We start from the raw sequence: 23,613 nt of genomic DNA, 5'->3' as shown, positions 1-23,613 counted from the left end.
GCTGTCGGACCGCCTGCGCGAGGACTTCGGAGCGAGTGGCGTCGATGACTGGTGGGTGTCGAGTTGCGGTCAGCGACCAGTCCGGCGCACCGGCGGTACCGAATCCGCTGCTTGGGCCTTCAGTTCGTGAGCACCCGCAGCGTGTCGGCGCCGTGCTGCGGGAAGCCGCGGGCGCTGTAGTGGAAATCGAGTGGCGCCGACGGGTCGAGGCGCAGCCGGGGTGCGCCCGTGAACAGGGCGGACAGGGCGGTGCGGGCCTCCAGGCGGGCCAGCGGCGCGCCGATGCAGTAGTGCGGGCCGACGCCGAAGCCGAGGTGCGGGCCCGGCCGGTCGAGCCGGAACTCGTGCGGGTCCGGATAGACCGACTCGTCGAAGTGCGCCCCGGCGATCGCGAGATACACCATGCCGCCGGCCGCGACGGGCGTCCCGGCGATCTCGGTGTCGCGCAGCACCAGGCGATACAGCCCGGCCGTCGGCGCCGCCCAGCGCAGCGACTCGTCGAGCGCCGCATCGAGCAGTGCCGACTCCGCCTGTACCTCCCGCAGCACGCCGGGGTGCAGCAGCAATGCGGCGATCGTGCCGGTCAGCAGCTGCACCGTCGTCTCGAAGCCGCCGAGGAGCAGGGAGATGACCGCGACAGTCACCGCCTCCGGGGTGTACCCGCCCTCGTCGACGTGGGCCTGGACGATCTGGCCGAGCAGGTTGTCGCCGGGCCGGGCCCGCTCGGCCTCGACGAGCGCCGTCGTGTAGGCCTGCAGCTGCGCGAGCGCGGCTTCCCCGGGCCCGGCGAGGCTCGGGTCCATCGGCGCGGCCAGCCAGGCCATGATGGTGCGCACCCACGTGAGGCCCTGCTCGCCGGGGTCGTCCGGGACGCCGAGCAGGCCCATGAACACCCGCATGGGGTAGGCGGCGATGCGCTCACCGACCAGGTCGAGCGCCGCGGGCAGTGAGCCGAAGGTCTGCTGCGCGATCGGCTCGACGATCCGGGCGTACTGCGCGGTGGCGCCCGGGCTGAAGAAGCGGTTGTGGATGCGCCGCCGCCGGGCGTGCTCGGGCCCGTCGAGGGCGATCATCGCGGAGCTCATCGGCCCCATGCCGTAGAACCGCGTGCTGAACGTCGCCGTGTCGCGCAGGGCCGCCGACACGTCCCGGTGCCGCAGGACCAGCGGCGCGCCCATCAGCTCGTCGAAGACCACCGGCCGGTCGCGGCCGATCGCGGCGAGCGATCCGCCGAGCGTCGCGGGCGAGGCGGACCGGACGCCGAACGCACTCTCCGTCATCGCAATCATGACGGTGAGTATTGCGCACTAGGGCTTGATTCCCACGCCTCCATACCCGTGTGAGGTACCGTCCTCGCCCGGTATGGGGTGCCATTCACCGATCCATACCAGCCCCGGGTCGACGAGCTCGAAGCCGGCGAAGAAGCGCTCGATGTCGGCGTGGGTGCGCGGGACGATCGGGGCGCTCGACCGGCGGTACACCTGGGTGCCCTGCATCGCCGGCTCCAGGTCGACGCCGTCGAGCGTCAGATGCGACACGACGATCGCGCTGCCGGGCGCCACCGCGTCGCGCAGCCGGGCGACGAGGTCCCAGGGGTCGGCCTCGTCGGGCAGGAAGTGCATGATCGAGACCAGCATCAGCGCGACCGGCTCGGCCAGGTCCAGGTGCCCCGACACGTGCGGGTCGGCCAGCAGCGCCTCCGGCTCGCGCAGGTCGGCGAGGGCCACCGACACCCGCTCGTCCGCCTCGACCAGGGTCCGGGCCTGCGCGATGGCGACCGGGTCGTTGTCGACGTAGACGACCCGTCCGTCCGTGTGCTCGTGCACGTTGCCCTGCGTCGGCAGGCCGGCGCCGATGTCGAGGAACTGCCGCACGCCCCGGCCGGCCAGATGGCGCACCGCGCGCTGCATGAACCGCCGGTTGCTGCGGGCGGCCGCCGGCGTGTCGGGGAAGATCGCGAGGATCTTCTCGGCGGCCTCGCGGTCGACCGCGAAGTTGTGGTAGCCGCCGAGGTAGTAGTCGTACATCCGCGCGACGTTCGGGACCCCGGTATCGATGGTCATGCGGTCACGATAGGGCCTGGGGCGGTACGGCCGCGGCCCCTGGCTTTTGCCATGGGGAAACTTCTTGTAAGGTGGGGAGAGTCCCACCCCGCCGGGTGACGTGTATCCCCGTGCGGCCGGTCCCGTCCAGACAGTGGCGGTACACCGGAGCGTGACGACACCGGAGATAAACGCCGGCGCTCAAGCAAATGGGTGCCATTGCGTCTTCGACCGGGCCACTTCCTGCGGCTTTCGCTTGCTTCCTACGGGTTTCCCGTGCGCGCGCCGCCGAAACGCTCCCGGTCTTTGCGGTACCAATTGAAAGGCTGAACTCCGCCATGAGCATCGACGTGCAGCGGGCCGAGACCCGCACCGAGGCCACCCAGGCGCACGGCACCCGCGCCAACCGCGAGACCGACGCCCAGGCCAAGGCGCTGCTGTCGCTCCTGTCCGACCTGCCGGCCGGCACCGACCGCGCCCGCGTCCGGGCCCGGCTCATCGAGCTGTACATCCCGCTCGCGGAGTACCTGGCCCGCCGGTTCCGCAACCGCGGCGAGCAGCTCGAGGACCTCATCCAGGTCGCCCACCTCGGCCTCATCAAGTCGGTCGACGGCTTCGACCCGACCCGCGGCGCGGCCTTCACCAGCTATGCCATCCCGATGATCGTCGGGGAGCTCAAGCGCCACTTCCGCGACAAGGGCTGGGACGTCCGCGTGCCCCGCCGCCTGCAGGAGCTGCGCCTGGAGATCTCCAAGATCTCCGGCGACCTGACCCAGACCCTCGGCCGCTCGCCCACCGTCGCCGACCTCTCGGCCCGCCTCGGCGTGAGCGAGGAAGAGGTCATCGAGGGTCTGGACTGCGGCCAGGCGTACCGCGCCCTCTCTCTCGACGCCCCCGTCGGCGACGGCGGCGACGGCGGCACCAACGGCCTGGGCGACCTGCTGGGCGGCGACGACCCGGACATGCGCAACGTGGAGAACCGCGAGGCCCTGCGCCCCCTCCTGGCCCGCCTCCCCGAGCGCGAGCAGAAGATCATCGCCATGCGCTTCCACGGCAACCTGACGCAGTCGCAGATCGCGGCCGAGCTGGGCATCTCGCAGATGCACGTGTCGCGCCTGCTGGCCGGCGCGCTGAAGTCGCTGCGCGAGCAGCTGACCCGCGAGGACTGACCCTTCTTTCGAGTGGCCCTGTCCGTGTGTCGACCACGCGGGCGGGGCGAAGCCCGTACCGTAGTCGCCCGAGGGGGTGGGCGAAATGGGTAAATCGGGCAAATCGCGCGAACTGAAGTGGGTGCTCCGTCCGAACCACACAGACCTGGCCGAGCACGACGGCAAAGAGATCTACGCGTTCGGCGACACCGACGCCGTAGGCCGCGTCGAGGTCACACTTACCGACGGCACCCGCGTCAAGGTCCGGCGCACCGAGCTCATACCGTGTTGATCGCCGGCGGGGGAGGCCTCGCCTCCACCCACACCCCCGCACGATCCACGCCGCCGGCGCCAGGTCGTGCGGGGCCGTGCGCCACGCGCACGGATCGGCTCGCGGAGCCGGAATAGGGTCCGCCGTACGGCGCGCGTCCATCTCGATCGTCAGCAGGGTGCGGCCGATCTCTTCAGAATCGGGCGATGTTCGGCTGAACCGGCGCTCGCAGCATCCGCTTCCCCCGTCCACCGTGCCAACATCGGTGCGCCGATGACGGCTCGTGGAGGTGCGCATGCTCGTTGAGATCAGCATGGCGGATGACGCTTCGGCCGACTCGCTGCCGTCGCTCGAGGCGTGGCTGCGCCGTGATCGTGATCTGCGGCGTGATGTCGTGTTCAAGGCGCCGCCGGAGAAGCCGCTCGGCACGATGGGCACCGCCGATGTGATCAGCATGGTGCTGACCCACGCGGAAGCCATCGGTGGAATCGTGCTCGCATTCGCTGCCTGGCGAACCAGCCGCCGCCAGCCACCCGGGGGCATCCAGGTCAAGGTCGGCAACCAGATCGTGATTGTCTCGCGCTGCACCCCGGAGGAGATCGCTCAGGTCGTCAAGGAACTGAGCAATGAGGCTGGCTGATCCGGCCGCCTCGCGTGCGGTGCTCATCGGCTGCGCCGACTACCTGGAGCTGGAGCCACTGCCCGCGATCCACAACAACCTGGCCGAACTCGCCGAACTGCTCCAGGACGGCGACCTGTGGGGGTTGCCCGCATCGCACTGCACGGTGCTGGCGAACCCGAGCACCATCGACGAGGTGCTCGACGCGGTGCACGCCGCCGCCGTCGCCGCGACGGACCTGCTGCTGGTGTACTACGCCGGCCATGGACTGCTCGACCAGCGCAGCAACCTGTTCCTGACCCTGGCCGGGTCGAGCCCGATCCGACTGCACAAGGCGGTGCGGTACGACGACTTACGCCGTGAAGTGATCGACACCGCCGTGTGCCCGGCCAAGGTTGTGATCCTCGACTGCTGCTTCAGCGGCGAGGCCATGGCCGGCGGCATGAGCGCCGGGCCCACCATCGCCGACCAGGCGCGGATGGAGGGCACGTATCTGCTCACCGCCTCGGAAGAGACCAAGCTCGCCTCCGCGCCGATCGGCGAGGAGTTCACCGCGTTCACGGGCGAGATTGTCCGGGCCCTGCGCGGCGGCGTCACCGGCGGGCCGGATCTGCTCGACCTCGACACGCTCTATCGACATGTCCGGCAGGAGTTGGCGGCGAAGGGCCGACCCATCCCGCAGCAGCGCGCCCGCAACGACGGCCGCTCGCTCGCGTTGGTGCGTAACCGGCGCGGCGACGTCGTACCGAAGCAGGACGAGCGCTCGTGGATGGGGCGCTACCTCACGATGGCTCCGGCGCAACTCGCCGCCGCCGTGACGGCGATCGTCGACCAGGGCCGCGACGACGAGGCTACGGCCGTGCTGACGGAGCTCGGGCGAGCCTGGCCCGAGCAGGAGCTCGCATCACTCGTTGCCGCACTGCGCGCGGGCGGCCCTGCGCCGGCCGTGCTGCCGCTGCTCGACGCGGCCGCGACACGCCGCGTCGAGGATGTCGTCGAGCTGACCCGGGTCCTGACCGAGATCGGCGCCGGCGAAGACGCCGGCCGCCTGGTCCGCCTCGTCGCTCGCCGACCGCCCGCGACCGTTGCTGCCGTGTACCCGGCGCTCACGGAGGTCGACCGGGCGCGGCTGCTGGTTGCGGTCACGGCCGAGCACGACTCTCCCGGCAGCGCTGTTGAGCTGGCCCAGGCATTCATGGCGGCCGGGCACGCCGACGTCGCGGAGCGGGTCCTGCGCCGGGCGGCGGCGGATGACCTGTCACCGGAGCAGGCGGCCGCGCTCGTCGCCGCGGGCAGCGGGCTGGGCGACCTGGCGGACGTCGTGCTGCAGCTGGCGGCGCGTGGCTTCGACAACGCCGGGGTTTGCGCAGTCGCCGTGCACCTGCGCGCGGGCGGCGCATCCGACCTGGCCGTCGGGCTGCTCCAGGCCACCGCCCCGGCCCGCGGGATCGAGGCGGTCGTGGAGTTCGCCCGTGAGCTGCGGGAGATCGGTCGGCCCCTGGGTGCGATCCAGCTTCTGGAGAACGCCGCGGAGCAGCGCACCGCAGCGGATGTCGCCGCGCTGCTGAACGTGTACGCCGAGGATGAGCCGAGTGCCCGCCGGATTCTCGACGCCGCTGCCCGCTCCACCGCCGCTTGGCCGCGCTCGCTCGACGGGGCCGACGACCGCGCGGAAAGCACCGAGCTCCGGCCGCTGTTCCGCGCGCTGGCGTCGCTCGCTGACGGCACCGGTGCCGGTATTCTGCCGAACCTCGCCGCGGCCGAAGCCTGGACGAGCGCGGCCGTCCTGCTGCACGAGGTCGCGCGGCAGGACGTGCACCGGGCCCGCCGGATCGGCTCGGAGCTGGCCGCGCGCCGCGTCGATAGCTGGCAGGCGGCCCTGTTAGATCCCGTGCCGGCCACCGAGGAGGAGCTCGTCGCCGTCCTCGGCCGACTGCGCCCTCCCGCCGGACGACCATGGCAACAGGCCGTGGACCTGTGGCGCGACGGCCATCTCGATGCCGCCGAGCGGGAGCTGCGTGAACTGGTGAGGCGCTCGCGGCCGGACATCCGTGCCGCCGCCGCCGTGACGCACGCCGTGCTGCGCCGGGACGAGCACAATGACCTGCAGACCGCGCAGCAACTGCTGGAGTTTGCCTCCGTCCATGCGGGGCCCGGCGTTCGCACGATTGCCCAGCTGCATCTGGCCGCCTGCCACGACGCCGCCGGGCGGCCCGAACAGGCCCGCGCCGCATACACCGAGGCGATGCGGTCCGGAGGACCGCAATGCGCGGCCGAAGCGGCACTCCAACTCGGCTGGCTCCTGGCCGACGCTGGCGACGACGACGCAGCGGAGCGGGTGTTCGAGGACGGGCTGGCGCACGAGGACCCCGCCACGGCACCGTGGCTCCAGCTCGGTCTCGGCCAGTTGGAGCACCGCGCCGGGCGTCAGCGCCGCGCTGTCGCGTACTGGGCCAGAGCGGCCAAGTCCACCGAGCCGCTCGCCGTCGGATACAGCCTGCTGCTCCGCGCGCAGCACTACCGCGGCCAGGGCGACGACGGCAAGGCCGATACCCTGACCGATCGGCTCATGCAGACGCCGGGTGCCGAGGAACTGTGGCCGTTCGCGCTGGAGGCCGACGTCAGTCTGGCCATCGACATCGACACCCGGATCGGGATGATGGGCCACTGGCTGACCTGGTTGACCGCCACCAGGTCGGCATCGGTCACCTTCTACGATCAGGGCCGTCGGACGGCGCGGCTGGTGGCAACCTTCGATGGTGCCGGAACGGTCCTGTTCGCCTCGTTGCCGGCGCACGGCCGGCTCGGCGGCCGGCGATCCGCTGGACTCCGCGAGTATCTGGCGGCAGAGGGATTCCGGGAGACCGACGACAGTCCGGATGATCAGCCGGCTGGGATCGCGGCGTGGGTGGCCCGCAACTCGACGCCGGACCGCGACCCGTACACGCTCGCCCGAAAGTGCGAGACGATCTTCGGTCACGGCTATCGTCTCCCGTCCGACTTTCACCTGGGCATCCAGTGGTCGTCCGACATACCACTCGAACCACTGCCCCGACCGCTGTTGCCGCAGCTCCTGCCCTGAGCTCGGCAACGGCGCCCGAGACGGCGCTCGGCCGCTACACTCCCGATCTCGACAAGGATCGGCGAGGGCAACGGGGGCGGCGATGGCGATCGATGGGCGGATCGAGCGGGCGCGGGCGGTGTACCGGGCGGCCGTGTACGGCGGCGACGTCGGCGAGCTCGACGACGCCGCGCGGGGCTTGGATGCGGTCGAGGCTGATGTCGCGCTGGCGCGCGGCCTGCTCCTGCACGCGCGGTTCCAGCACGGTGGCGTGGACGCGGACCCCGCCGAGCTGCAGCTGTTCGAGCGGGCGCTGGAGCTCTACGAGGGGCTGCACGACGAGCGCGGCCAGGCCGAGGCGCTGTTCTGGATCGGCTGCGTGCACCAGTTCATCAGGCGCGACGATCCCGCCGCGGTGCCGTTCCTCGAGCGCGCCGAGCGGCTGGCGGCGCAGGTCGGCGACCGGGCCGTGCGGTCCGAGGCGCTGCGGCATCTCGGGATCTCGGCCCACCTGGCCGGCCGCCTGGACGAGGCCCGCGACCGGCTGGAGGAGTCGTCGCGGCTGCGGCGCGAAGACGGGAACCTGGCGGGCGTCGCGTCCAACATGGTCGGGCTCGCCTACATCGCCGCGGCGCAGGATCGCCACGCGGCAGCCGTCGCCATCCTCGACGAGGCCGGCGCGATCGTTCGGGAGCACGGCGCGCACGCCATCGAGCGGCACGTCGAGGAAGCGCGCACGCAGATCTGACGGCGCTTCCGGCAGTGGCGGCACGGCTTGCCGCGGCGCTGCGTGCGGCGGAAGGCGGACACAGGCGCGACCCGTGATTGCTGAGGTCGGTGCCGCGGGGGGTGGCCTCACCGGTGGAAGACCTGGCGGTACGTCGTCGGGGTGACGCTCGTCTGGCGGGCGAAGTGGGTGCGGAGGTTGGCGGGGGTGCCGAAGCCCGTGCGGTGGGCGATGCGCTCGATGGAGTCGTCGGTCGTCTCCAGCAGCTCCTGCGCCAGCCGGACCCGCTGACCCACCAGCCACTGCAGCGGGCTCGTGCCCACGCTCTCGCGGAAGCGGCGGGCGAACGTGCGCTGGCTCAAGCGGGCCTCGCGGGCCAGGTCGGCCACGGTGAGGGGCTGGTCCAGCCGGCGGCGGGCCCAGTCCAGCGCGCCGCCCAGGGAGTCGGGGGTGCGCGGGCGGGGCGGGGGCGTGGCGAACTGGGACTGGCCGCCGTCGCGGTGCGGGGGCACGACCATGCGGCGGGCGACCTCGTTGGCGACCGCGGCGCCGTGGTCGAGGCGGACGAGGTGCAGGCACAGGTCGATCGCGGCGCCCGTGCCGGCCGAGGTGAAGATGTTGCCCTCCTCGGTGTAGAGCACGTCGGGGTCGAACGTGACCTGGGGATAGCGCTGCGTGAAATCGAACGCGTTCATCCAGTGCGTCGTCGCCCGGCGTCCGTCCAGGAGCCCGGCCGCGGCCAGCACGTACGAGCCGGTGCAGATGGCGACGATCCGCCGGCCGCGCGCGTGGGCGGCACGGACCGCGGCGACCATCTCCGGCGGCGGCTCGACCTGCCGGGCCCGGGCGAACGCGGGCAGGATGACGGTGTCGGCGTCGGCAAGTGACGACAGCGGGTGCGGCGCGTCAACGCTCAGGCCCGACCGGGCCGCGTGCCGCCCCGGGTTCGAGGCGGCGAACCGGAGCTCGTACCAGGGGTCGGCCAGGTCGGCGCGGTCGATGCCGAACACCTCGCAGGGCACGGCGAGCTCGAAGACCGGCATGTCGGGCGTGACGGCGACACCCACGATGTGGCGAGCGGCGGACATGGCAGGAATCTATCGCGAATCGGCATTCCTGCCACTCGAATGCCCGGCGCCGTCGCCCGAAGATCTACGGTGTGCTCACCGTTCCTCAAGGGGCCGCGCTCTCGATCGGAGCCGTGCTCGGTACCGGCGTCATCGCCCTGCCCGCCCTCGCCGCCCAGACCGCCGGGCCGGCCGCGCTCGTGGCGTGGGGCATCCTGGTCGTGCTGTCGATCCCGCTCGCGGCCACGTTCGCCGCGCTCGGCGCCCGCTATCCGGACGCCGGCGGGGTCGCCACCTACGCGCGGCGGGCGTTCGGGCCGCGGGCGGCGGCGATTGTCGGATGGTCATTTTTCCTGGCGGTACCCGTCGGCGCCCCCGCCGCCGCCCTGTTCGCCGGTGAGTACGTGGCGTCGGCGGCCGGCGGCGGCACCGCGACAGCCCTCGGCACCGCGGCCGTGCTCATGGTCATCGTCACCGCCGGCAACCTCGGCGGCATCCGCGTCTCCGGAAAGCTGCAGCTCGGGCTGGCCGCGCTGCTGATCACGCTCCTGGTCACTGCCACCGTCACCGCCCTGCCCCACGCCGACCTGGGCAACCTGCGGCCGTTCGCGCCCAACGGATGGTGGTCCATCGGGCCGGCCGTCGCCGTGCTGGTCTGGGGGTTCGCCGGGTGGGAGGCGGTCACCTCGCTCGCCGCGGACTTCCGGACACCGGGGCGTGACCTGCCGCGCGCGACAGGTATCGCCCTGGTCGTCGTCGGCCTGCTGTACCTGGGCATCGCCGCCGCGTCCACGCTCGTGCTCGGGCCCGGGCTGGCCGCGGGCGGGCGCGGCGGCGCGGCACCCCTGGCCGAGCTGCTCGCCATCGGCGTCGGCGGCCACGTGCGCACCATCGCCGCGGCCGCGGCCGTCCTGCTCACCCTGGGGACGATGAACGCCTACTACGCGGGCGCGGCCAAGCTGGGTGCCGCGCTCGGGCGCGACGGGGCGCTGCCCGCGTGGTTCGCGCGGGGCGCGGCGGCCGGTGCGGTACCACGGCGGAGTCTGCTCGTCGTCGCGGCGCTCGGCGCCTCGTCGCTGGTGCTGGTGGCGGCGACCGGCATGGGGACCCGGGTCCTGGTCCTGCTCACGAGCGGGTGTTTCGTGCTGGTGTACCTGCTGGGCTCGGCCGCCGCCGTCAAGTTGCTGCCGGCCGGGTCCGGGGCGCGGGTCGGTGCGATCGTCGCGCTGGTGTCCTCGATCGGCCTGGTGGTGGTCACCGGCTGGTACATGATCGGGACCCTGGTGATCGCGGCCGGCGCCGCCGCCTACGTGCGCACAAAAAGTTCTGACCGCGTTGTCGATTCCGAGCCCGCCCGGTTGACGTAGGAGTGTCAGTAGGCAATTTCGTGAGGAGACCGCGATGAGTCAGTACCTGATCCTGATCTACGAGGACGAGGCGGGCTACGCCGCCGGCGGCGAGCAGGTGTACAAGGAGGTCATGGACGCCCACAACCGGTTCGCCGAGCAGGTCGGCCCGGCGCTGCTCGGTGGCAACGCGCTGCAGGGCGTCGGCACCGCGACGTCGATCCGCAGCGACGTCGTGACCGACGGGCCGTTCATCGAGAGCAAGGAGGTCCTCGGCGGGTACTACCTGATCGAGGCCCGCGACCTCGACCACGCCCTGGAGATCGCCAAACTGTGCCCGGCCCGCTTCGGCGGCGTCGAGGTCCGCCCGATCGCGGTGTTCGAGTAGTCCGGCCGGGTATTCAGGGTGGACGACCTCATCCGGTCGGCCATCGCCGACGCGCACCGTCGCGAGTGGGCCCGCGTGCTCGCCGCGACGGTGCGCGTCGCGCGCGACCTCGACCTGGCCGAGGAGTGCGTCCAGGACGCGTACGTGGCGGCCATGGACGCGTGGCTGCGCCAGGGCGTGCCGGACAACCCGGGCGCGTGGCTGACGACGGCCGCCCAGCGCAAGGCGCTCAACGCGCAGCGCCGGGCGGCCACGCTGCGCTCGAAGCTGCCCCTGCTCGTCATGCCCGACACGGCCGAGGTCGCCGAGGAGCCGGACGGGTTCCCGGACGACCGCCTCCGGCTGATCTTCACCTGCTGCCACCCGGCGCTCGCCCGCGAGGCGCAGCTCGCGCTGACGCTGCGGCTGGTCTGCGGCCTCACCACGGGGGAGATTGCCCACGCGTTCCTGGTCAGCGAGCCGACGATGGCCGCGCGCGTCACCCGAGCCAAGAAGAAGATCGCCGCGGCCCGCATCCCCTACCGGGAGCCCGAGCCGAGTGAGCTCCCCGAGCGCCTCGACGCCGTCCTGACCGTCGTCCACCTGCTCTTCACCACCGGCCACGCCGCCCCCACCGGCCCGGCGCTCGTGCGCAACGACCTCGTGGAGCGGGCCCTGGACCTGGCCGAGATGCTCTGCGGCCTGATGCCCGACGAGCGCGAGGCTCTGGGCCTGCACGCCCTCATGCTGCTGCACGATGCCCGGGCCGCGACCCGCACCGACGCCGAGGGCCGGCTGCAGCTGCTCGAGCGGCAGGACCGTACCGAATGGGACGGCGCGAAGATCGAGCGCGGCCGGGCACTCGTGCGCGCGGCCCTGCGCGGCGGGAAGCCGGGGCGGTTCGCGCTCCAGGCGACGATCGCCGCCATCTACACCGAGGCCCCCACCTACGCCGACACCGACTGGCGTGAGCTGCTGGCCGTCTACGACCTGCTGCAGGCCGCCTGGCCGTCCCCGGTGGTCGCGCTCAACCGGGCCGTCGTGGTGGCGATGGTGCACGGGCCGCGGCCGGGGCTGGACATCCTCGACGAGTTGGCCCGGGACCCGCGGCTCGGCGGGTACCACTATCTGCACGCGGCGCGGGCCGACCTCCTGCGCCGCCTCGGTGAGACCGCCGCCGCCCGGCTGGCCTACGAGCGGGCGCTGCAGGTCTGTGACAACGTGGTCGAGCGGGCGTTTCTGCAGGAGCAGTGGCAACGGACGGGCCGACCACCCCACTCCCCGGGATGATCGGCCCGACCCGCGGCGCCGCACCGGCCCGTGGCATGTTCCGGTGCGGCGCTTCCCACAGGAGGAAGCCTGTTACTCGGCGGCCGGCTCGGCCTGGTGCTTGGCCGGCTTCACCAGCGAGGCGAGGGCGCCGATCAGCGCCATCGCGATCGCCAGCCAGAACACGATGACCAGTCCGTCGTGGAAGGGGCCGGACACCAGGTGCGGGAAGAACTCCCGGCCGATCAACGTGTCCGAATTGGCCGCCGGCAGCGAGCCCAGCAGCTGCGGCCCGAGCAGCGACTGGATCGGGTTGTACCCGAGGAACGCGGCGAACAGCGTGCCCACCGGCGGCAGGCCGGCGATCTGGTCGGCCGCCGAGGCCGGGACGCCCTGCGCGGTCAGGCCGTTGCTGAGCGACGTGGGCAGCGACGAGGACAGCCCGGCGACCATGAGCGAGAAGAACACGCCGATCGAGAGCACCATGCCCGCGTTCTGGAACGTGGCCCGCATGCCCGACGCGGCGCCGCGCAGGTGGGCCGGGACGCTGGACATGATCAGCGACGTGTTCGGCGCGGCGAAGAGGCCGCCGCCGAGGCCGTTGAGGAAGATCAGCAACGCGAAGGCCCAGTAGTTGAAGTCGGTCGGCACGACGAGCAGGCCGCCGAACGACAGCGCCATGACGAGCAGGCCGACGGCGGCGAAGAGCCGGGGGCCGTACTTGTCCGACAGGTGCCCGGCGATCGGCCCGGCCGCGAGGAAGCCGACGGTGAGCGGCAGCAGGTAGATGCCGGCCCAGAGGGGCGTGGACTCGTAGGAGTACCCGTGCAGCGGCAGCCAGATGCCCTGCAGCCAGATGATGAGCATGAACTGCAGGCCGCCGCGGGCGATCGCGGCGAGCAGCCCGCCGATGTTGCCGTACGCGAACGCGCGGATCTTGAACAGCCCGAGCGGGAACATCGGCTCGGACACGTGCCGCTCGATCCAGACGAACAGCGCGAGGACGACCACGCCGCCGATCAGGCCGGTGAGCACCCAGGGGTTGGTCCAGCCCTGGCTGTGGCCGCCGTAGGGCTGGATGCCGTACGTGATCGCGGCGAGCAGCCCGGTCAGGCCCGCGGCGAACGTCAGGTTGCCCCACCAGTCGATCCGCCCCGGCCGCCGTAGACCCGTGTCGTGCAGGCTGCGGTACGCCCAGATGGTCCCGATGACCCCGATGGGCACGTTGACCCAGAAGATGGCCCGCCAGTTCCACTCGGCCAGCAGCCCGCCGAGGACCAGGCCGATGAACGAGCCCGCGATGCCGGCCACGATGTTGACGCCGAGCGCCATGCCCCGCTGGGCGGCCGGGAATGCGTCGGTGAGGATCGCGGCCGAGTTGGCCATGAGCATGGCCCCGCCGACGGCCTGCAACACGCGCCAGCCGATCAGCCACATGGCCCCGCCGCCGCCGTCGAACGGGTCCAGGGACAGCGCGATCGACGTGATCGTGAACAGGGCGAAGCCGAGGTTGTAGATGCGCACCCGGCCGTACATGTCGCCGAGGCGGCCCAGGGTCACCACGAGCACGGCGCTGACGAGCATGTAGCCCATCAGCATCCACAGCAGGTACGACACGTTGCCGGGAGAGAGCGGGTTGAGGTGGATGCCGTTGAAGATGGCCGGCAGGGAGATCAGCACGATCGAGGAGTTGATCGTGGCGATGAGCATGCCGAGCGTGGTGTTGGACAGCGCCACCCACTTGTAGTGGGGGTGGTCGCTGCCGCCGGACAACGCGCCCCGCAGCCCGCGCTTGCCGCCGGGCGCTTCCAGGGTTTCGGTCACTTCGCGAGCCTCTCCAGCGCCGGCAGCGCAGCCGCGATCAGCGCCTCTTCGTCTTCGGACAGGTCGACCAGCAGGGCGGCGAGGTGGCCGGCGCGCACCGATCGGCGGCGCTCCAGCAGCTGCGACCCGGGCCGGGTGATCCGCACCAGCACGACCCGGCCGTCACCGGGGTCGGCGGCCCGGTCGGCCAGCCCCTCCCGCTCCAGGCGCTGGACGAGCTGGGTCATCGCGGGCTGGGTGACGCCCTCCGCGGCGGCGAGCTCGGTGAGCCGCCGCGGTCCTTCGCGCTCCAGGCGCCGCAGCGTCGAGGCGGCCGTGAGGCTGATGTCGTTCGGGGGATTGCCCTGCCGCAGGAGGCTGAACACGCGCTCGACGGCGACCGTCAGCCGCGCAGGATCCAATGCGGTACGAGCCGTGGGCATAGCCAATTCGTATCACGCGCTTATAGAAGTGGCTTATCGAGTGCGATGTTGTTCACCCCCTCTTGACAAAGAAAACGCCGGTCGGAGTACCCCCGACCGGCGTCTGTTCTGGCATTGCTCACATGCAGTTGGGCGCCTCGGTGATGGTGAGGCCGTCGACCAGGTTGCCGTAGCCGGCGTCGGTCGACGCGCTGTCGTCCGCGGTGAGCGTGACCCGGGTCGAGGTCTGGCTCGGGCCGGTCTTGTACCAGCCGTAGAGCCGCTTCCACCGCACGTCGTCCGACGAGTTGGAGTAGGCGAACTGCCCCTGGAGGCCGTTGATGCTGGTGTCGTTCTTCGGCGTCTTGCTGAAGTGGATCGACGTGGCGTCGACGTCCTTGCCGTCCGAACTGTCCCGGGCCCGGATCCAGAACGACCAGTAGATCTTCGTGTTCGGCTTGGTCTTGATGTCCTGGTAGATCGAGTTGTACGAGCCGGTCGCGTTGATCTCGGCGAACTGCTTGCCGAAGCGCGGCGCGACGCCCATGCTGCCGCCCCAGATCTCGATCTTGCCGTCCGGGTCGTCGGTGCGCCAGCCGGGCACGTCGTCCTCGTCGAACTGCATGTAGTCGTCGCCCTTGCCGAGCTTCGGCGTCTCGAACCCGCCGTCGACAGTCATCTCCTTGCACTGCATCGGCGCCGCGTTGCTGTGGGCCTGGTGCTTGGGCTGGTTGAAGGTCATGGCCCCGCCGCCGTTGCCCGAGTCGCCCGGGCCGTGGCCGGTCTCCGCCGCGTTGGCCGGAGCGCCGAGCAGCGTTGCCAGGAGCGTCGCCGCGCCGATGGCCGGCAGCAACGCACGGTTGTGCTTGAGCATGGTGATCCCCCGTCGTCCGCCACGGCAGCGCTGCCGTGGCACCTCCGACGTGAGCCAAACACTTTGACAAGGGCAAAGACCGGCAGATGAGGGAAATTCCGCATTTCGGGCAGACTTGACTGGCCCGTTGGCATACATCGGACCTATCTCGTGCCGGCGCCGGCTATCGCTTTCCGGCGCGCTCGTCGTACTCCTCGCGGGCGTCGAGGACTTCGCCGATGTGCTGCACCGACCATTCCGTGAGCGCCTTCAGGGGGCCCCGCAGTGTCTGCCCGAGCGGCGTCAGCTCGTACTCCACACGGATCGGCGCCTCCGGGTACACGGTGCGCAGGATCAGCCCGTCGCGTTCGAGCGTCCGCAGGGTCTGGGTGAGCATCTTTTCGCTCACCCCCGCGAGCTGCTGGCGCAGTTGCGTGAACCGGCACGCCCCGTGCCTGCCGAGCTCGCCCATCACGAGGACCGCCCACTTGCTGCCGATCTGGTCGAGCACGTCACGCGACGGGCAGCCGCGCGCGTACGGATCCCACGACGATATGGGCTCGCTCACTTCCCGGGCTGTGGGCACTGACCTCACCTCGATGCTTTCGTCCGGGTGGCCACCTTACCGAAAAGTGGGCCCTTACCAAAGGAGAGTGACCGGTTCATCGTGGGTCTCGCGCCGTGGGAGGTCCACGGCAGGAGGGAACCACCACCACCATGTCGATCGTTGTCACCGCAGCCTCCGGTCAGCTGGGCCGGCTCACCGTCGAGGCGTTGCTGGCCCGCGGGGTGCCGGCCTCCGACATCGTCGCGACGAGCCGTGACGTCACCAGGATCAAGGACTTCGCCGACCGTGGTGTCGCTGTCCGCCGGGCCGACTTCGCCGAGCCGGACAGCCTCCCCGCGGCCTTCGAGGGCGCGGACAGGCTCCTGCTGATCTCCACCACGACCCCGAGCGAGCGCGTCGCCAACCACCGCCGCGCCATCGATGCGGCGGTCGCGGCGGGCGCCTCACTTGTCGCGTACACCAGCATGCTGCGCGCCGACACGTCCACCACGAGCCTCGCCCCCACCCACAGCGCCACGGAGGAGTATCTGCGCGAGCGCCTTCCCAGCGTGATGCTGCGCAACGGCTGGTACCTGGAGAACTACACCTCCCAGCTGCCCCAGGTGCGGCAAGGCGGAGTCGTCGCCGGGGCCGCCGGCCACGGAAGGATCAGCGCCGCGACCCGAAGCGACTACGCCGACGCCGCCGCGTCGGTGCTGACCACCGACGGGCACACCGGCAACGTGTATGAGCTGGGCGGAGACGAAGCGTTCACCCTGGCCGAACTGGCCGCGGCGATCTCGGCCGCCACCGGCGAGCGCATCGAGTACGCCCATCTGACGGCCGACGCGTTCACACAGGTGCTGACCGACGCGGGCCTGCCGGCCGAACTGGCGCACGTCCTGGCCGACGCCGACCTCGCCATGAGCCGCGACGAGATGTTCACCGACTCCGGCGACCTGCGGCGCCTGATCGGACGTCCGACCACGACGCTTGCCGAAGCGATCACCGCCGCACTGCGCTGACCGGCCGGCGCCGCGCTGCCGGCAACCGCGCATCCGGGTCAGGTCGACCGGGCCGCCGCCGATCGGGCGCGCCGCCGGTGCAGGATGCGGGCGGCCGGCTCCGCGGCGCGGGCCGCGAGGGGGCCGATGACGGCGAGGATCAGGACGTACGCGGCGGCGAGCGGGCCCAGCTTCGGGTGGCTGCCGGCGGCCACGGCGAGCCCGGCGATGACGATGTTGAACTCGCCGCGCGGGAGCAGGGCGGCCCCGGCCCGAATCCGGCCGGTCAGCGCCACCCCGGCCCGCCGGGCCGCGATCCACCCGGTCGTGAGCTTGGTCGCCACCCCGCTCAGGGCCAGCAGGGCGGCGATGCCGAGCACCGGCGGGAGCGCCACCGGGTCGGTCTGCAGGCCGAAGAAGACGAAGAACACCGCCGCGAACAGGTCGCGCAGCGGCGTCAGCAGCTGCCGCGCGGTGTGGGCCAGCGGGCCCGACAGCGCGATGCCGACCAGGAACGCCCCGACCGCGGCCGAGACCTGCAGCAGCTCCGCGGCCCCGGCGACGAGCACCGTCAGCCCGAGCACCTTCAGCAACAGCACCTCGTCGCTCTCGCTGGCCACGAACCGCTCGACGACGGTGCCGAACCGCAGCGCCACGAGCAGGACGAAGCTGATCGTCGCCGCCGCCAGGGCCAGGGTCGCGGTGCCCCCGAGCAGCCCCACGCCCGCCAGCATGGCCGTGAGGATGGGCAGGTACAAGGCCATCATCAGGTCCTCGAAGACCAGCAGCGAGAGGACCGCCGGCGTCTCGCGGTTGCCGAGCCAGCCCAGGTCGCCGAGCACCTTCGCGGTGATCCCGGACGAGGTCACGTAGGTGACGCCGCCGAGCGCGACAGCCGCCGTCACGCCCCAGCCGAGCGCGAGCGCCGTCGCCACCCCGGGCGCCGCGTTCAGCACGAGGTCGACCAGGCCCGCCGGCGCCGAGGAGCGCAGGGTCCCCACGAGCTCCGGCGCGGTGTACTCCAGCCCCAGCGTGAACAGCAGCAGGATCACGCCGATCTTGGCGCCCGCGGAGATGAACTCGGTGCTCGTGTTCAGCGGCAGCACCCCGCCGGCGCCGAACGCCAGCCCGGCGAGCAGATACAGCGGGATCGGGGAGATGGAGAAGCGCAGCGACACGGCGCCGAGCAGCCCCAGGGCGAGGATGACGGTGCCGAGCTCGACCAGGATCGTGTCGTGCTCCACGGGCCCTACCCGTCGGCGAGCAGCGCCGCGACGCCCTCGACCCCGGCCGTGGTCCCGACCGCCACGATGAGGTCGCGCGCCTGGAGCCCGAAGTCCGGCCGCGGGCTGGCGATCACGTCGTTGCCCCGCACCACCGCCACGATCGACGCGCCGGTCCGCGTCCGCGCCTTCGTGTCCCCGAGCGTCCGCCCGTCGTACGGCGACCCGGGCGCGATGACGAGCTGCTCCGTGACGAGCCCGGCCACCTGCCGCTGCACCTCGGCGAGCTGCTCGATGATGCGCGCTGTCCCGAGGTGCTCGGCGACGACCCCCGCCTCGTCCGGGTTGAGCGCCACCGACACCACCGACGTGTCCGGATCGTCCTTGTCGTAGACGACGAGATCCCGCCGCCCGCTGCGGTGCGACACGATCCCGATCCGCCGTCCCCGCGCCGTGGTGACCACGTGACTGGTCCCGATCCCGGGCAGGTCGATCCGCTCGACGTCCATGACGAAAAGCTTAAAAGCGATAAACCTCCGCATTTGGTACTTCCCCCGCTTTGCCCCGCGCAGGAGCCCTCGCGCCCGCCGCGGAGCCGAAGGCGCGGCCGGGCGGCTTGTGTGACACGCTCGGGGGATGGCGAGGCTCTCCAAGGTCGATCTGTCGGCCGATCTCCCGCGGGACGAGGCCGAGCAGCGGCTCGAGGCGGCGCAGCAGCGGCTGTTGCGGCTGCGGCTGCTGCTCGGCGGGCAGCTGGGTGAGCACCGGATCGGGCCGCCGCTGTGCGTGGTGTTCGAGGGGTGGGACGCGTCCGGGAAGGGCGGGACCATCAAGCGGCTGGTGGCGCCGCTCGATCCGCGCCACGTGCGGGTCGCGCAGTTCGCGGCGCCCACCTACGACGAGAAGCGCCACCACTTCCTGCAGCGCTTCTGGGGCGTGCTGCCCGGCTGGGGCGGGATGGCCGTGCTGGACCGGTCCTGGTACGGGCGCGTCCTCGTCGAGCGCGTCGAAGGCTTCGCCACCGTCAAGCAGTGGCGGCGGGCCTACGACGAGATCGCCGAGTTCGAGCGCACGCTGACCGCCGAGGGCATGATCCTCATCAAGTTCTGGATGCACGTCTCACCGGAGGAGCAGTTGCGCCGGTTCGAGGACCGGGCGAACGATCCGCTGCGCTCGTGGAAGCTCACCGACGAGGACTGGCGCAACCGGGAGAAGCGGGGCGAGTACGAGGCCGCGGTCGAGGAGATGCTCAAGCGCACCGACCGGCCCCGCGCCCGCTGGCACGTGGTGCCCGGCGACAGCAAGAAGTACGCCCGCGTCGCCGTCCTGGAGCAGGTGTGCCACACGCTCGAGTCCAAGCTCACCAAGCGCGGCTACAACCTGACCGACGCCGACTGACGGTCAACGGGCCCGGCGCCGCTTGGCCCTGCGCGGCTCGGATTTCGGCTTCAGCGGTGGCTGGTCGGCCCGAGACGAGATCGCCAGCCGGGCGAAATCCGCGTAGCGCCTCGACCCCATTGTTGCTGTCATTGCCCAAACGGCGCACACCCGCCCCACCGCATCCGCGCGTTTGGCGTACGCAATAAGGGAGGGGACCTCGCCCGGGCCGCCGGCGAGGCCCAGACCCAGTGCGGCCAGATGCCTCACGTCGCTGGGCGGACGAAGCATCCGGATAAGGGCCGCTCTGGCCTCTTTCGACCGCCGGGTAGCGAGCCATCTCAGGGCAAACTCACTCGAATTTTTCCGTGCCTTCGACCGGAGCAGAGCTATGATCGCGGACTCGACTTCCTCGGAATGGCCGAATGGTTCCGACTGCCCTAGCTTAGACGCGATATCGCCGTCAGGCGGCGATGCGTCGTACTGACCTCCGGCCTGCCGCGGGACCGGCAAGCTGCCAATAAGTGCCAAGATGGTGCCGTATCGAGCGTTTCGGCGTTGGTTGTCGATCTGTTCGAACGACGAAACGATCTCGGGGTTGGAGAGCCGCCCGACGATCTCGGACATCTCTTCCTGGATGGGGACGGGCACTTCATCGAAGAGTTCTGCTAGAAGGCGTGCAGACGAGCCGCCGCCGACAAGAAGGATAACGGCACTCATGAGCATTGTACGATCAGCGTCCCGCGTACCACGTTCGGCGATTTCATCGACAATTTGTTGAAGATTGTCCCGTCCGGAGTGGAGAATAGCCGCTATGGCTGCGAATCCGAGCTGCAAATCTTGTTGTTCCACGGACTCAAGAAAATATCTGACCAGTTCGGACAACGGGAGCGGAGAAAACTGGTCGAGAATACGTGCCGCCGCGGCGACGTCACTGCCTTCGATGGTTCCCTTGATGTGATGGGTCAACAGGCGTGCACGGTAGGTGCTGATCAGCCGCGTCATGGCAGCAGTCGCGGCTTGCTGCTTCGATTCGTCGGGCGAGGCGGCCAGCCGCTCGAGGGCCGGCCAAACTCTGATGTCACCCAGTGAAGTAGTGAGTTCGATGAGTTTGGAACCGTCACTTGTCGCCTGATCGTCGACAAGGTCGAACATAGTCGCCATGCGGGCGGTGTCATACCCGGTTATCAGGAGGCTGTCTGACAACCCGTGAGCGATCGGCCCATCCATCTCTGCCGCATCGGCCACCACGCGCCGCAGAACCTCGGCAAATCCCTCTCGGGAGTGGATCGCCAGGATGCAGGCGGCCGCGCGCCGGACATTGGCATCTTCATGCTGATCGAGGAGGTCCCGCAGTACGGAGTCGGCCTTTGAGCCCATCTGGCTGAGAGCAAAGAAACACGCACCCATGACGTTTTCATTCGTCGGGTCGATGAATGATGCGACAAGCTTGGCCGCGCTTTCTTTTCGAACATAGCCTATGGCTTTCAGGAGCGGCGGAAGCTCCGCTGTTGCCGCTGCGCGGGCTCGGCGGTCGAGTTCTTCGAGCACCGTTTCACCGAATCGGTTCAACTCCCACCTAATGATTCCCTGAACCGATTGGTCGGCATGGCCGAGATTGGCCAGCAAGACGTCGAGAGCGCCCTCACCCTCGATCGTCGCCAGGCCGGCCAGCAACAATACCTTCAGCGGCGTGGCGGCATCGGGTAGGCGAGCACGGTAGATCTCGGCTGCCTCGGCGACTTCCTCCGGCTCGGAAACGGTGGCGAACCTGGCGAATGAAGCGATCCAGTGATCGGGTTGGCGCAAGAACCCCAGATATCGCTGCCGAGCATACGAATTGTCGGCGGTCAGCCTGCACAGCTGGATCGCAGAGGCGAGAACAGCGAAGGACTCCGGCTTGCCGTTGCCGGCGTCGCGCTCCTCGATAAATGCCGCAAGTTCGTCAGCGGCGATCCGGCCGCCGACACGCTGCCATGCCTCCGCCGCGGCGAAGCTCACCTCCTGATCCTCGCCGCGTAGATACTCCCGAAGCCATGAATATGTGTCCGGATCACGGAGCGCACCCACCGCCTCGATGGCGGAAGCCCGCATCAGTTTTCCCCGAGTCTCGTCTCGGGCGATCTCGATGAGCCGGTCACGCGCCTCCGTGCCGCCCAGCCGGCTCAACGCCAGCACGGCGGTCTGCAGGTCTGCCTCATCGGCGGACTGGAGAGCCGTCTGAGCCGCCGGATAGGCAAAGTGATCCCGCAGCAATGCGTGGCGGAAGGTAAAGCGGATCTTCGATAGCGCCCGGAACCGGGATGGCGACAGTAGACCCATCTGCTGTGCAAGGGCGATGACCGCCGCCGCGCGATCGCCCAGGACAGCCACGACGGTGTCGCGGTCGAGAATCCAGTCGCCGCTGGGGTCGTCGATCGATCGGGAACGCAGCAGTGCGAGGCCGAGCCCTTCGTAAAACTCGTCGAGCGTGACTGGGATGTCGAAGGTAGGGCGCTCGGCCTCCCAGTTGAATCTGGTCTCGACATATTGGCGGAACACGGCATGGACGCCGTCCTCCGATGGTGCTCTTTCCTTCCACTCGGCGAACCTGGTGGGGTCGAGAAGGTATGTATGCGCCAGCAGCGCGAGCAGCAGCGGATTGGCGGCGAGGCTCAGCAGCGACGAGTCGACCCTGAGCACCTCGAGGAAGCCGGGGATGTGCCCGATGTACTCCTCGATCTGCTCCGGAGTGAGGCGGTCCAGCGTGGCCGCTCCCAGGAATGGCAGCCTGAAGCTCACGGCATCGGCGATCTTCTCGTACTCGATGCGTCGACAGCTGAGCACCACGCGACAGTTGTGGAGCTTCGAGAGCTCGTTCAGCAGGCTGGTCGGAGAGTCGTCGCGCGTCTGGGCAACCTCGGCCGCGTGACTCTCGAGCTCGTCCAGGCCATCGAGCAGCAGAAACGCCCGGCCGTCGGTGAGTGCTGCGGCCACGGCCGACCGTTCGACACCAGTGGTACGCGCAATCCAGCCGGCCAGGTCGCGGTCGGTGTCCTGCCGCCACAATCGGGCTGCGACGTACAACGGCAGCGGTGCGGCAGGGTTCTGCAGATACTGCCGAGCTGCCTCACGGGCCAGAAGGCGCAGACTGAAGGTCTTGCCGGAGCCGGGCTCGCCGAGGAGCAGCATCCTCCAGTGGTATAGCTCCAGCGCGGACTGCAGTGTAAGAAACCGGGTCGGTTCCGTCCGCCCGAACGCCGTGGACTGCACATTCATCGAGAAGATGGACGGCTTCCAGTTGGCCAGCGCCTCGGGCACTGGCTGGCGCAACAGCTCCGGGGATGCTGTGCTCGACAACGCGATGGGCTCGCCATTGGGGACGACGTATTCCGTGACGTGATGGTCGGCCGCATCGATGAGGTGTCGGCAGTATTCGGCGAAGGGGTCATGGGCCGGGCGAACGGCCTGCACTATCGCTCGGGACCAGGCTCCGCTGCCGAGCTGCTCGTCGCTCAGTTCGCGCAGCCATCGCTGGTTCTGCCCGGCCCGGGCCGCCTGCCAGGCGGCGACGTCCGGCAGCAGCTCGAAGATCTTGTCGCTGCCCAGCGCCCGGCCGCCCTCGCCGCGGTTGAAAGCGCTCTGGATCATGCCGCAGATCGCACCGGTGCGGATGTTCAGCAGCGGGCTGCCGCTAACGCCCTCGCTGACTCGGGTCTGCTGGAACTTCAGCAACTCGCGGCCGGTGCCGACGCCGGCTATTCCTTCGATGCGTCCGTAGAACGAGTCACCATCGGCGTACGCCTTCGGGAATCCATAGGCGTAAACCTCATCGCCGGCCGTGGCGCCGGGGCCGAGGAACGCCCAGGACACATCGGGGATCGGGTCGCCGACGTCAATGCAGATCAGGTCCGGGTACTCGCTCTTGGGCGCACCGCGCAGCAGTTCCCGGATGACGCCGGTGCACGTACGACCGCCGACGTGAATGCTGACCTCGGCACCGATCTGGGCCGCGGCCGGCAGCAGGTGCGCGCACGACACCAGCAGCTGGTCGGTGACGAAGAAGCCCGTCCCGGTCGCCGGGCCGACGCTCAGCCGGACGGTTGCCGCGTGGAGTCGCGCGGCCAGCGCCTCACGCCCGCCGGTCGATGGGTCACTCACTCGCTGGGGAGTCACGCTCCCACTCCAGCGTGATCGTGACATTCGACTTGCCGGACCCCTTGACCAGCAACGCCGTCAGCTCGCCCGACTCGATGGCGAACTCGACACCGATCTCGAGCGTCGCCTTCTTGGGCTGGATGACCGAGAGCGCGTCGAGCAACTGCGCGGAGATCGCCCTGACGCTGGACAGCGCGGCCGACATTGCTTTGGGCACCGAGGCGACCCGTGTCTCCTCGTCGAGCACCCGGGCCTCGATATAGGCGATCGTCCCTTGTTCGTCGACGATGACGGGAACGATGGCGAGGGGCTGGGTGTCGTCCATGAAAG

The 23,613-nt window shown here is 70.4% G+C and carries 21 protein-coding genes; 10 read left to right on the top strand and 11 right to left on the bottom strand.

All coding sequences use genetic code 11. The features are described from left to right. Positions 1-119: 119 nt before the first annotated feature. Both Dvina_RS36540 and Dvina_RS36535 read right to left on the bottom strand, forming a co-directional pair. On the bottom strand, positions 120-1,289 hold the full coding sequence (locus tag Dvina_RS36540) for a cytochrome P450 (protein WP_223093952.1): 1,170 nt from the start codon (positions 1,287-1,289) through the stop codon (positions 120-122). A gap of 18 nt (positions 1,290-1,307) precedes the next feature. Beyond that, positions 1,308-2,063, bottom strand: a complete 756-nt coding sequence (locus Dvina_RS36535; RefSeq protein WP_223093944.1) for an SAM-dependent methyltransferase — start codon at positions 2,061-2,063, stop codon at positions 1,308-1,310. A gap of 317 nt (positions 2,064-2,380) precedes the next feature. On the opposite strand from Dvina_RS36535, the gene Dvina_RS36530 reads away from it, so the two are divergent. The 5 genes from Dvina_RS36530 to Dvina_RS36510 all read left to right on the top strand — a co-directional run bounded on the left by Dvina_RS36530 (position 2,381) and on the right by Dvina_RS36510 (position 7,889). After that, positions 2,381-3,211 carry a SigB/SigF/SigG family RNA polymerase sigma factor gene (locus Dvina_RS36530; protein ID WP_223093942.1) on the top strand — a complete coding sequence of 277 codons (831 nt, stop codon included), beginning with the start codon at positions 2,381-2,383 and terminating at the stop codon, positions 3,209-3,211. 121 nt (positions 3,212-3,332) lie between these two features. Next, positions 3,333-3,482: a hypothetical protein gene (locus tag Dvina_RS36525; protein ID WP_223093940.1), complete on the top strand. Its 150-nt coding sequence runs from the start codon at positions 3,333-3,335 to the stop codon at positions 3,480-3,482. 274 nt (positions 3,483-3,756) lie between these two features. After that, entirely contained in the window at positions 3,757-4,101 is a 345-nt protein-coding gene (locus Dvina_RS36520; protein WP_223093938.1) for an effector-associated constant component EACC1, read from the top strand. Beyond that, on the top strand, positions 4,088-7,162 hold the full coding sequence (locus Dvina_RS36515) for a caspase, EACC1-associated type (RefSeq protein WP_223093936.1): 3,075 nt from the start codon (positions 4,088-4,090) through the stop codon (positions 7,160-7,162). The genes Dvina_RS36520 and Dvina_RS36515 overlap by 14 nt, the downstream gene beginning before the upstream one ends. 82 nt (positions 7,163-7,244) lie before the next feature. Further along, positions 7,245-7,889, top strand: coding sequence for a tetratricopeptide repeat protein (locus tag Dvina_RS36510; protein WP_223093934.1), 645 nt, complete (start codon positions 7,245-7,247; stop codon positions 7,887-7,889). 107 nt (positions 7,890-7,996) lie between these two features. On the opposite strand, the gene Dvina_RS36505 is transcribed toward Dvina_RS36510, so the two are convergent. Beyond that, on the bottom strand, positions 7,997-8,956 hold the full coding sequence (locus Dvina_RS36505; protein ID WP_246655560.1) for a GlxA family transcriptional regulator: 960 nt from the start codon (positions 8,954-8,956) through the stop codon (positions 7,997-7,999). 71 nt (positions 8,957-9,027) lie between these two features. On the opposite strand from Dvina_RS36505, the gene Dvina_RS36500 reads away from it, so the two are divergent. The 3 genes from Dvina_RS36500 to Dvina_RS36490 all read left to right on the top strand — a co-directional run bounded on the left by Dvina_RS36500 (position 9,028) and on the right by Dvina_RS36490 (position 11,938). Beyond that, a complete protein-coding gene (locus Dvina_RS36500; RefSeq protein WP_246655559.1) occupies positions 9,028-10,302 on the top strand; it encodes an amino acid permease in 1,275 nt (424 codons plus the stop codon). Between the two features lie 34 nt (positions 10,303-10,336). After that, entirely contained in the window at positions 10,337-10,669 is a 333-nt protein-coding gene (locus Dvina_RS36495; RefSeq protein WP_223093932.1) for a YciI family protein, read from the top strand. 75 nt (positions 10,670-10,744) lie between these two features. Beyond that, positions 10,745-11,938, top strand: a complete 1,194-nt coding sequence (locus Dvina_RS36490) for an RNA polymerase sigma factor (protein ID WP_223105913.1) — start codon at positions 10,745-10,747, stop codon at positions 11,936-11,938. 72 nt (positions 11,939-12,010) lie between these two features. Here Dvina_RS36490 and Dvina_RS36485 read toward each other — a convergent pair whose 3' ends face one another. From Dvina_RS36485 to Dvina_RS36470, 4 genes are all read right to left on the bottom strand, one after another. Then, positions 12,011-13,741 carry an MFS transporter gene (locus tag Dvina_RS36485; RefSeq protein ID WP_246655558.1) on the bottom strand — a complete coding sequence of 577 codons (1,731 nt, stop codon included), beginning with the start codon at positions 13,739-13,741 and terminating at the stop codon, positions 12,011-12,013. Beyond that, positions 13,738-14,163: a MarR family winged helix-turn-helix transcriptional regulator gene (locus Dvina_RS36480; RefSeq protein WP_246655557.1), complete on the bottom strand. Its 426-nt coding sequence runs from the start codon at positions 14,161-14,163 to the stop codon at positions 13,738-13,740. The genes Dvina_RS36485 and Dvina_RS36480 overlap by 4 nt, the downstream gene beginning before the upstream one ends. Positions 14,164-14,281: 118 nt before the next feature. Beyond that, a complete protein-coding gene (locus tag Dvina_RS36475) occupies positions 14,282-15,016 on the bottom strand; it encodes a hypothetical protein (RefSeq protein ID WP_223093930.1) in 735 nt (244 codons plus the stop codon). A gap of 163 nt (positions 15,017-15,179) precedes the next feature. Further along, a complete protein-coding gene (locus tag Dvina_RS36470; protein ID WP_223093928.1) occupies positions 15,180-15,590 on the bottom strand; it encodes a winged helix-turn-helix transcriptional regulator in 411 nt (136 codons plus the stop codon). A gap of 122 nt (positions 15,591-15,712) precedes the next feature. Between Dvina_RS36470 and Dvina_RS36465 the strand changes: the two genes are divergently transcribed. After that, the gene (locus Dvina_RS36465) at positions 15,713-16,567 is read left to right on the top strand and encodes an NmrA family NAD(P)-binding protein (RefSeq protein WP_223093926.1); all 855 of its coding nucleotides are present in this window, start codon (positions 15,713-15,715) and stop codon (positions 16,565-16,567) included. A gap of 38 nt (positions 16,568-16,605) precedes the next feature. On the opposite strand, the gene Dvina_RS36460 is transcribed toward Dvina_RS36465, so the two are convergent. Further along, on the bottom strand, positions 16,606-17,790 hold the full coding sequence (locus tag Dvina_RS36460) for a cation:proton antiporter (protein ID WP_223093924.1): 1,185 nt from the start codon (positions 17,788-17,790) through the stop codon (positions 16,606-16,608). A gap of 5 nt (positions 17,791-17,795) precedes the next feature. After that, positions 17,796-18,278, bottom strand: coding sequence for a cation:proton antiporter regulatory subunit (locus Dvina_RS36455; protein WP_223093923.1), 483 nt, complete (start codon positions 18,276-18,278; stop codon positions 17,796-17,798). A 127-nt stretch (positions 18,279-18,405) separates the two neighbouring features. On the opposite strand from Dvina_RS36455, the gene Dvina_RS36450 reads away from it, so the two are divergent. Further along, a complete protein-coding gene (locus tag Dvina_RS36450; RefSeq protein ID WP_223093921.1) occupies positions 18,406-19,167 on the top strand; it encodes a polyphosphate kinase 2 family protein in 762 nt (253 codons plus the stop codon). 3 nt (positions 19,168-19,170) lie between these two features. Here Dvina_RS36450 and Dvina_RS36445 read toward each other — a convergent pair whose 3' ends face one another. Together Dvina_RS36445 and Dvina_RS36440 are read right to left on the bottom strand one after the other, a co-directional pair. Further along, positions 19,171-23,286 (bottom strand): NACHT domain-containing protein, encoded by a 4,116-nt coding sequence (locus Dvina_RS36445; RefSeq protein WP_223093919.1) that lies wholly within the window; start codon positions 23,284-23,286, stop codon positions 19,171-19,173. Then, positions 23,279-23,608: a CU044_2847 family protein gene (locus Dvina_RS36440; RefSeq protein ID WP_223093917.1), complete on the bottom strand. Its 330-nt coding sequence runs from the start codon at positions 23,606-23,608 to the stop codon at positions 23,279-23,281. The genes Dvina_RS36445 and Dvina_RS36440 overlap by 8 nt, the downstream gene beginning before the upstream one ends. Positions 23,609-23,613: the final 5 nt, after the last annotated feature.

Origin of the sequence: Dactylosporangium vinaceum (genome assembly GCF_019904175.1) — a bacterium.
In the GTDB taxonomy this organism is placed as follows: domain Bacteria; phylum Actinomycetota; class Actinomycetes; order Mycobacteriales; family Micromonosporaceae; genus Dactylosporangium; species Dactylosporangium vinaceum.
This window is presented reverse-complemented; position numbering and strand designations above follow the sequence as displayed.